This is a genomic window from Rhizobium sp. 2YAF20 (assembly GCF_052114685.1).
GTDB lineage: Bacteria > Pseudomonadota > Alphaproteobacteria > Rhizobiales > Rhizobiaceae > Rhizobium.
In genome coordinates this window covers 1-7,855 of the sequence record NZ_JBFRFF010000083.1, presented here as the reverse complement: position 1 = coordinate 7,855, position 7,855 = coordinate 1, and the positions used below count along the sequence as shown (strand labels likewise).

The window sequence follows — 7,855 nt, the reverse complement described above, 5'->3', positions numbered from 1 at the left end:
GGCAGCTTGAACGCAGCGCTGGAGCGCGTGCTTGACCAAGCCCGTTCCGATCCCCAGCCCCGCCCAGACTTCGTCGGTTGCAAGCTGGCCAAGGAGAAGGCAGGGAACCGGATCAGGCGGTTGTCCAGTGCGGATTGAGCGTGGCAGGATCGCCGGCACTACGGCAGTCGGTCCCAGACCATAATAACCGACGACGCGCCCCGCCTCGTGAACGACGAGAACGGCGGTGAAGCCCTTCTGCTGATTGGAGAGGGCGCGTGTCTTCAGCCAGTAATCGAGCGCCGGCTTGCCGCAGGAGAATTCGGAAACATCGTGCGCGACAGTGAGCGGTTCAGGAGCCGATAGAGCCACGGCTTACCGCTTCGGCCCATAACCGGGCTCCCAGGGGGCGGGTCGCTTGGCAAGCTCCGCCATCTCGGGAACCGGAACTGCGGGACGGGACAGGACTTCCATGAAATCGGCGAATCCGTCAGGACTCATGCGGACCAGCCGCTGCTCCATGACGACTTCTTCGGCCGCGCGCACGGCGGCGTCGCGCACAAAGTCGGTACGCGAACGGCCACGTAGGCTGGCTGCACGATCAATCATTGCAACGTCCGCGGCAGGCAGACGCATTGCGATCGGGTATTCCTTGCGTTCGACGGTCGTAGCCATGGCTGATCTCCTTGAGCGAAAGATAAGGCCACGTATCGCAAAATGCAATACGATGCGTTTGCTTCACCAAGACGGAAGGATGAAATTACTCCGGAAACAGTTTTCGTGGGAAGCTCGCCGATCATTCGCCATGCCAGCATCGCCGATGTTACGCTGCACGTAGCTTCCTCGCACCTGACCGCCCGGAACGCTGTCGAATATTCCCCTTCGATTTCAGATTACGGCAGCTCTCATGCGAAACGGGGTCACTTCTCAGTGGAAATCAACACTGGAGGACAATTTCACGGCGGGTCGCCCCGCGCTCGAAAAGGTTGGGGTAACGTTCGTTCCCGACGTCACGCCATACGAGCACATGAAGATCCGCATTCTGAATGGCGGTCATGCGGCGATCGTCTATCCGGCTACGATGATGGACATCCATTTCGTCCACGAAGCAATGGAAAACGAGCTGGCCAGAGGGTTCCTCGTGAAACTAGCGAACGACGAGATCATCCCGATCGTGCCGCCGGTACCAAACACCTCGCTGCCCGATTACTTCAAGCTAATCGAAAGGCGCTTCCGCAATCCCAAGATCGCCGACACGATACCGAGGCTCGCCCAGGACGGCTCTAACCGCCAACCGAAGTTCATCCTGCCTTCTACGGCCGACCGGCTTGCCCGCAACCTTGCGCTGGTGTCGGCACTCTGGTGCCGCTTCCTCACAGGGAAATCAGACAGTGGAAAGGATATCACCCTGTACGAAACCAGTGGGGATCGGTTGGTCCCCGCCGCCGTCAAGGCGAAAGAAGATCCTATGGCATTCCTGGTGTTCGAGGATATCTTCGGTGAGGTCGGGAAGTCCGAGCTGTTCTAGAAGCGCTTCGCACACGGCCTCAAAACGCTGTGGGACAAGGGCACGAAAGAAACCCTGCAGCTCTACATCGACGGAAAGCCTGCATCTTAAGGGGCGGTGACTGCGGCTTGCACATGGCGCCGTCCACGTCTCAGATAGGATCCGTGGGGAAGACCTGCTTGGGTAAAACAAGACCGCCGGCGAGTGACACGTGCCCCCTGACTGCAAGCGCGGCAATTCGGCGCCGGGCACTTTTGAGAATGACGAAACGGCTAGATCCGAGTTACGGAGGAGACACTATGAAAATGGAACTGGACGGCAAAGTTGCAGCAATAACCGGTTCAGCAGCCGGGATCGGGCTCGCAAGCGCGGAAGCTATGTTGGCAGCGGGCGCCCGCGTCGTTCTGATCGACCGCGACGAAGGGGCCCTTGCGAAGCTTCAGGCAAAACATGGCGATGCGGTTATTCCTTTGGTTCTGGATCTTCTGGACCCCACGGATTGCGCATCGGTCGTGGATAGGATTCTGGGAGAAGCTGGACGCCTGGACATCTTCCATGCCAATGCCGGGGCTTATGTTGGCGGCGATCTAGTGGATGCGGACAACAACGCAATTGACCGTATGCTGAACCTCAATGTCAACGTCGTGATGAAGAACGTTCATGACGTCCTTCCGCACATGATCGAACGAGGCTCGGGCGATATCATTGTCACCAGCTCGCTCGCAGCTCACTACCCGACACCCTGGGAGCCCGTCTATGCCGCTTCGAAATGGGCGATAAACTGCTTCGTTCAGACTACGCGGCGGCAGGTGTTCAAGCATGGGATCCGGGTAGGCTCGATTTCCCCTGGCCCCGTTATCACGTCTTTGCTGTCGGAATGGCCACCGGAAAAACTCAAGGAAGCCATGGAATCCGGTAGCGTCCTCCAGCCTAGCGAGGTCGCAGAAGTGGTACTTTTCATGCTGACCCGACCGCGAGGGATGACGATCCGAGACGTGGTCATGATGCCCACGAACTTTGACCTGTGACGTGACCGCACGATGATGTCAGCGCTCCCAAGTCTCCAAACTGGACAAGTGCCTCGCACGTTCAACGCTATGCAGGAAATACTGGGCCGAGCCTTTCTGCACGGTTCGGCGACGACAACTGGGCCCTGCCCTGAGAGCGATATCGACCTGCTCGCGATGATCAATTGCCTCATGTCAGAATGGGAGCGCAAAGCCCTTTTGACCGACCTGCTGCGCCTCTCGTTTCGACTTCCAAGAGCTGCGGACGATCCACGTCGCCTTGAGGGTCAAGGTCATAATCGCCGCGCCGGGGAAGCGTCGCGACTACCCCGCTCAGGCGCCGGCGCGTCGTCGCCACTTCGCCAGACCGCGCCGTTCAAGAGTGACGGCGTATCGTAAGCATGCAGAATGGACCTCTCAAGGAGAAGCAAGACTATGACAGATCACCGAATTGAGACGCTGCTGGATGCGATGACCTTGGAAGAGCAGGTCTCCCTTCTCTCGGGTGCCGACTTCTGGTCGGTGGCGGGCGTCGAGCGGCTTGGCATCGGGACGCTTGTGGTGACCGACGGCCCGAACGGCGCGCGGGGCGGCGGCGGGCTGGTTGGAGGACCAAAGGCCTCCTGTTTTCCCTGCGGCATCTCGCTAGGTTCAACCTGGAACCCGGCCCTCGTTACCGAGGTCGGCGCGGCGCTGGCCGAGGAGACGCGGACAAAAGGGGCCGATGTCCTGCTTGGCCCGACGATGAACATCCATCGCAGCGTGACGAACGGGCGCAACTTCGAATGCTTTTCCGAAGACCCCTGGCTGACCGGCGAACTTGCCGTCGCCTATGTGCAAGGTTTGCAGGATGCCGGCGTGGGCGCGACACCCAAACATTTCATCGGCAATGAAAGTGAGATCGAGCGGACCACAGTCAGTTCGATAATCCCCGAGGTTGCCTTGCGCGAGACCTACCTCGCGCCGTTCGAGGCGGTGACCAAGGCCGGGGCCTGGGCGATAATGTCGTCTTATAACAAGGTGAACGGGACCTATTCTGCCGAAAACCACTGGCTGCTGACCGGCGTGCTGCGCGACGAATGGCACTGGGACGGGCTGGTCATGTCTGACTGGTTCGGATCGCGCAGCATGGAGCCAACGATTGACGCGGGGCTTGATCTTGAAATGCCAGGGCCTACCCGCGACCGCGGGGCCGCCTTAGTGGCGGCGGTGCGCGAGGGCCGGGTGGATGCGGCACCGATCCGCGCTTCGGCCCGCCGGATGCTGCACTTGATGCAGCGCACCGGGGCGCTTAGCCGGACCACCCGGCCACCCGAGGGCGAGGTCGACGTTCCGGCGCATCGTGCCCTAATCCGCCGGGCCGGGGCCGAGGGTACAGTGATGCTGAAGAACGCCGGCGGGCGGTTGCCGCTGCCTTCAACTGTCGGGAAACTCGCGGTCATCGGCCCGAACGCTCGCAGCGCCCGCATAATGGGTGGCGGCTCGGCCCAGTTGAACGCGCACCGCGCCATAAGTCCGTGGGAGGGCTTGGTCGACCGGATGGGCGAGGAGCGGCTGGTCTTTGCCGAAGGCTGCACCAACCACCGCTGGGAGCCATTGTGGACAGGAGCAATGACCGTGGATTTCTTCGCATCGCCCGACCTGTCCGGCGCCCCTGTGCACAGCGAACCTATGAGGGACGCAGTGCAATTCTGGGTGCCGCCGATTGCCGGGGGGAAGGTCGATCCGCGCACCTTCTCGGCCCGTATCTCGGGCAGCTTCACGCCGGACCGCACAGCGACTTACCGGGTCGGAATACATGCTACCGGCCCAATCCGCCTGTTGGTTGACGGCAAGATCACTGTCGATGCCTGGTCCGACTGGAAGCCCGGCCACACTTTCTTTGAGGAAGGCAATGACGAGGTCACCGCCGACGTGGCGCTGGTGGCCGGCCGGGTCTATGCAGTCACCGTTGAGTTCCGCGCCAAGCCCGGCGCCAACCTGGACTTTTCGGCCTTTCGTGCGGGCATCGGCCTGCCCCTTGGTCCTGACGCCATCACCGAAGCGGCAGAAATTGCTGCCTCAGCCGATGCTGTCATTCTGTGCCTTGGACGGTCGGGCGAATGGGATACCGAGGGTAGTGATCTTGGCGACATCCGCCTGCCTGGGCAGCAAGACGCCCTCGCCGCGGCGGTCTTGGCGGCAAATCCGCGTACAGTGATCGTGCTTCAATCTGGCGGGCCGGTCGAGATGCCCTGGATCGAAAAGGCCGCCGCCGTCCTACAGTCGTGGTATCCGGGGCAAGAGGCGGGCCACGCCATCGCCGACGTTCTTTTCGGTGACGCCGAACCCGGCGGGCGACTGCCACAGACCTTTCCGGCTCGCCTTGAGGACAATCCCACATATAGCCAGGATCCGGAAATCTACCCCGGCCTCGATGGCAAGGTCCGCTACGAAGAAGGCCTTTTCACCGGTCATCGACACCACGACCGCACCGGAATCGCGCCTTTGTTCTACTTTGGTCACGGTCTTGGCTATACCACTTTCCTGCTCGACGCTCTCTCCGGAAAGGTGACCGGCGAAGGCGCCGAATTTCAGGTTCGTGTGACCAACACCGGCGAGCGCAGGGGTGCGACCGTGGTGCAGCTTTATCTCGGCCCCGAACCTGTTCCCGAAGGTCGCCCGCGTCGGCAGCTGCGCGCTTTCGCCAAGGTCACACTCGACCCCGGTGAGGCCGAAACGGTCACATTGCGTACCGACGCCCGGTCTTTTCAACGATGGGACCCTGGCGTGCAGGACTGGGTGCCTGTGTCCCGGCGCTGGCGTGCCGAGGTCGGGTTTTCGGCTGGGGACATCCGCGCGACGACGACATTGGGGGGATCGGACTTATCAGGCCCGTAAAAAAACAAACTGCCCGGACCGGGATTCACGTCCGCCAGTCTCGATTGCGGCCTTGCTGTCGTCGACACGTCGATATCGGCGATGGCGCCGCTCTCGATGTCGATACGCCGGAAGCGGTGATTGCAGCCCGAGGGGTACTAAAGTAACAGCGATATGCTGCCTGGCCATCATGGGGAAACGGTCTGTCGGCCGCAGCCCCCGTCTGAAGTGCTATTCCCTGGCTTTACGCCCGCTCCCCGTTGACCGCTTGGCGGGAACCGTGCCGCCATGGATGGTCCACCAGGCTGTCAGCGCTTCCATGGTCGGCCCAAGGCCACGTGCCTTATCGGTGATGGCATATTCGACGCGTGGCGGTACCTCGGCGAAGATCGTCCTCGACACGAGTCCATCCCGCTCCAGCTCCCGCAGCTGGGCTGTCAGCATGTGCTGCGTGATGCCTGGGATGACCTTGCGTAACTCGCCAAAGCGGTAGATCCGCTCGTTGAGCAACCACATGATCTCAAGTTTCCATTTGCCCGAAAGCAGGGAGAATGCACGGCGCATTTCCTCGTGCATATTGATGCCTTCATGGCCCATAGTCTGCTTTTCCATACCTACCACAAGTTTTTCATCCTACTTGTCATTAGTAATATTACACGACATCTTCCCGGCATGCAGTAGGCTGCGCCGATAAATCCTTGTCCCGGGCCGATAACCATCACCAACGACAGTGTTGCAGCGACAGCGGCAGCAGCCGGAGAAACTATGCTTACTCTCTACATCTACTGGATCAGCACGGGCCTACTTTCCCTGCTCTACCTCTTTTCAGCATTCACCTACATCACGAAACCAGGCTGGGTTCGTGGCGTCCTCACCGACCTCGGCTATCCCGGCTACCTGCTGCAGTTCATGATCATCGTGAAGGTTCTTGGCGCCGTTGCCATTCTGTCGCGCCTCAACGTCGCGCTGAGTGACCTCGCCTATGCGGGCATCTTCTATCACCTGATCTTGTCCGGCATGGCGCACCTTGGAGTGAACAAGCCCCAGGGAGCCGTGCCCGCTGCAGCCGGACTGATCCTGCTCGTCGCGTCCTTCGCCACGCAGAATGTCGCGCGGGAGGACCCCTCACGGCACGCTTATCTCGCGTCGGCACGTCCATCAACAATGATCGAAAGGCTCTGAACATGAACCGTCTCACCGGTAAGGTCGCCGTCGTCACCGGCGGTAGCCGTGGCATCGGCCGCGCAACAACCAAATTATTTGCTGCAGAAGGCGCCAAGGTTGCGATCCTCTCCCGCACGCCTGCCAGCATCGACGCTGTGGTTTCCGAGATCGGAGCCGCCGGCGACACGGCCATCGGCGTCGTCTGTGACATCAGCGATGCCGACCAGATCAAGGATGCGATCGACAAGGTCGTTGCGGCCCTCGGCGGGATCGACATCCTCGTCAACAACGCCTTTGACCCCTCCGCGCCCAATTCGTCAATCCTCGGCCTGTCTGTCGAACAGCTGCAGCGCAATTTCGAGATGGGGCCGATCGCCTATCTGCGGCTGATGCAGGCGGCCTATCCGTACCTGAAAGTCAGCGGCGAGGGCCGCATCATCAACTTCGGCTCAATGGCCGGGGTCATGGGCTTGCCGGGTTATGGCCCCTACAACATGGCGAAAGAAGCGGTCCGGGCTTTGACCCGGACCGCTGCCCGCGAATGGGCGGCCGACAAGATTACCGTCAACAACCTGCTGCCTCTGGCCCAAACCTGGGGCGAGGATGCGAAAGTACCGGCGCCGACCAATCCGCTCAGCCGCTACGGCACGCCGGAAGACGACATCGCCCCGGTCGTGCTGTTCCTTGCGAGCAAAGATGCGCAGTACATGACGGGTTACAGCCTAACCCCTGACGGCGGCTCCCTGATCGATAGCGCGCGCTGATCGGCCCGCTGCCAACGCCCCCGGCTGTTGGCAGCATTCTTCCCAATCTCCCCGGAACGATCTTGCGAGCGACACAAGTTTCCAATCAGTTGTGTTCTGGTTAGGCCTCAATCGAAATCGAAGCGCAAATACTCTAGGATGGACTACTTTCCAACTTGGTTCACTGAAAATTTCGGCTTTTGATCTTCAGCGCATCGATGTGCAGATCGGCTATTTATCCTGCGGTTTGACACGGCTAGGGGCCGCTCGCGGCTGTCGGAACTGCCTGACAATCCATGCGCGAACTCGTCGCCACGCCCTGTCGGCACCCGGAAGGTGTCCCGCTCGCCGGGCCTGAAAACGAAAAAGCCTGCCGCGGGAGGAGGTGCGGCAGGCTTTCCGAAAAGAACCGAACAACGGCTGGGAGGAGGAGTGCCGCTGTTCCGACAGACGTCCCTCGGGAGGAGGAGTGGGCCGTCTGAAATCGAAGCTCTGCGGGAGGAGGTGCATCGCTTCGATGAAGACCAGAATACCCATTCCTTCCGCACATTAAATAGACTTTGCTGCAGTGCAGCTATGCGAAAAGCGCATGGCAT

Annotated in this window: 7 protein-coding genes and 1 pseudogene; 5 read left to right on the top strand and 3 right to left on the bottom strand. The window is 60.8% G+C overall.

The genetic code is table 11. The features are described from left to right. Both AB4Z52_RS35400 and AB4Z52_RS35395 read right to left on the bottom strand, forming a co-directional pair. On the bottom strand, positions 1–351 hold a 351-nt coding region (locus AB4Z52_RS35400), incomplete at its 3' end, for a GNAT family N-acetyltransferase (RefSeq protein ID WP_442222490.1). 3 nt (positions 352–354) lie between these two features. Continuing rightward, positions 355–654 carry a type II toxin-antitoxin system TacA family antitoxin gene (locus tag AB4Z52_RS35395; RefSeq protein ID WP_442222489.1) on the bottom strand — a complete coding sequence of 100 codons (300 nt, stop codon included), beginning with the start codon at positions 652–654 and terminating at the stop codon, positions 355–357. Positions 655–919: 265 nt separating this feature from the next. Between AB4Z52_RS35395 and AB4Z52_RS35390 the strand changes: the two are divergent. The 3 genes and pseudogenes from AB4Z52_RS35390 to AB4Z52_RS35380 all read left to right on the top strand — a co-directional run. Continuing rightward, positions 920–1,597 (top strand): annotated as a pseudogene (locus AB4Z52_RS35390) (mannitol dehydrogenase family protein); the annotation flags it as partial. Positions 1,598–1,785: 188 nt separating this feature from the next. Beyond that, a complete protein-coding gene (locus tag AB4Z52_RS35385) occupies positions 1,786–2,514 on the top strand; it encodes an SDR family oxidoreductase (protein WP_442222488.1) in 729 nt (242 codons plus the stop codon). A 414-nt stretch (positions 2,515–2,928) separates the two neighbouring features. Beyond that, entirely contained in the window at positions 2,929–5,373 is a 2,445-nt protein-coding gene (locus AB4Z52_RS35380; protein ID WP_442222487.1) for a glycoside hydrolase family 3 C-terminal domain-containing protein, read from the top strand. A gap of 210 nt (positions 5,374–5,583) precedes the next feature. On the opposite strand, the gene AB4Z52_RS35375 is transcribed toward AB4Z52_RS35380, so the two are convergent. Beyond that, positions 5,584–5,964 (bottom strand): winged helix-turn-helix transcriptional regulator, encoded by a 381-nt coding sequence (locus AB4Z52_RS35375; protein ID WP_442222486.1) that lies wholly within the window; start codon positions 5,962–5,964, stop codon positions 5,584–5,586. A gap of 153 nt (positions 5,965–6,117) precedes the next feature. Here AB4Z52_RS35375 and AB4Z52_RS35370 point away from each other — a divergent pair, with 153 nt between their 5' ends. Both AB4Z52_RS35370 and AB4Z52_RS35365 read left to right on the top strand, forming a co-directional pair. After that, positions 6,118–6,534 carry a DoxX family protein gene (locus tag AB4Z52_RS35370; RefSeq protein ID WP_442222485.1) on the top strand — a complete coding sequence of 139 codons (417 nt, stop codon included), beginning with the start codon at positions 6,118–6,120 and terminating at the stop codon, positions 6,532–6,534. A 2-nt stretch (positions 6,535–6,536) separates the two neighbouring features. Beyond that, entirely contained in the window at positions 6,537–7,280 is a 744-nt protein-coding gene (locus tag AB4Z52_RS35365) for an SDR family NAD(P)-dependent oxidoreductase (protein ID WP_442222484.1), read from the top strand. The last annotated feature ends 575 nt before the right edge of the window (positions 7,281–7,855 follow it).

Excerpts from the sequence above, each read along its gene's own strand:
- AB4Z52_RS35395 (WP_442222489.1), bottom strand. The coding sequence starts at position 654 with ATGGCTACGACCGTCGAACGCAAGGAATACCCGATCGCAATGCGTCTG.
- AB4Z52_RS35385 (WP_442222488.1), top strand. The coding sequence starts at position 1,786 with ATGAAAATGGAACTGGACGGCAAAGTTGCAGCAATAACCGGTTCAGCA.
- AB4Z52_RS35380 (WP_442222487.1), top strand. The coding sequence starts at position 2,929 with ATGACAGATCACCGAATTGAGACGCTGCTGGATGCGATGACCTTGGAA.
- AB4Z52_RS35375 (WP_442222486.1), bottom strand. The coding sequence starts at position 5,964 with ATGGAAAAGCAGACTATGGGCCATGAAGGCATCAATATGCACGAGGAA.
- AB4Z52_RS35370 (WP_442222485.1), top strand. The coding sequence starts at position 6,118 with ATGCTTACTCTCTACATCTACTGGATCAGCACGGGCCTACTTTCCCTG.
- AB4Z52_RS35365 (WP_442222484.1), top strand. The coding sequence starts at position 6,537 with ATGAACCGTCTCACCGGTAAGGTCGCCGTCGTCACCGGCGGTAGCCGT.